A 760-nucleotide genomic window follows, 5' to 3' on the forward strand; every position below is an offset into this window, starting at 1 on the left:
GGCGGGACGAGCTCGATGACTTGAACCGGGGTGTCAGCGAACTGGAGCCGGATGGTCTCGGTGAACCGGTGGATGAAGGCCTTGGAACCGTTGTACGTCGGCGTGAGGGCCAGCGGGGTGTGTGCGAGCCCTGACGATACGGTCATCAGAGTGGCCTCGGGCCGGGTTTGCAGGTGCTCGCTTAAGGCCGCGATCAGGCGCAGCGGACCAAGCACGTTCGTCTCGACGATCCGTTCTGCGCCTTCAAGGAAACCGGAGGTGCGGACGTCCTCAGCTTCCATCACCCCGGCCATGGCGACCAGCACGTTCAGGTCGGGGTGTTGGGCCAGGACCTGGTCGCGGGCGGCCAGCACGGAGGCGGGATCGGTGGTGTCAATGGTGACGGTGGAGAGGCCGTGCTCGGCGGTGAGTCGCTCCAGCAGGTCGCTGCGGCGGCCGCCGATGACGACGACGTTGCCGGCTGCTTGAAGGCGAAGCGCGAGTTCGAGGCCGATGCCCGAGGTCGCGCCGGGGATGAAAATGGTGTTTCCGGTGATGTTCATGTCCTGATCCTGCACCGGACTTCCGAGGAGCGGGAGAGGAGTGATGATCGTAGGATTCCTGGTCCCTGTTTACCGGGGCGTTCGTCGCCGATGATTGAAGCATGGACCGCCATGCCCTCGCTGCTTTTCTCCGCTCCCGCCGTGACGGGCTGCGCCCGGAGGACGTTGGTCTCCCGACGGGGCCGCGGCGGCGCACCTCCGGGCTGCGCCGCGAGGAG

The 760-nt window shown here is 66.6% G+C and carries 1 protein-coding gene; it reads right to left on the minus strand.

Annotated features, from left to right (window positions below; translation table 11 throughout):
* Positions 1–542: SDR family oxidoreductase (locus GVV86_RS18415; RefSeq protein WP_159803667.1), on the minus strand; the 542-nt coding region annotated here is incomplete at its 3' end.
* Positions 543–760: the final 218 nt, after the last annotated feature.

Source organism: Arthrobacter zhaoguopingii (assembly GCF_009828595.1).
Lineage (GTDB): Bacteria > Actinomycetota > Actinomycetes > Actinomycetales > Micrococcaceae > Arthrobacter_D > Arthrobacter_D zhaoguopingii.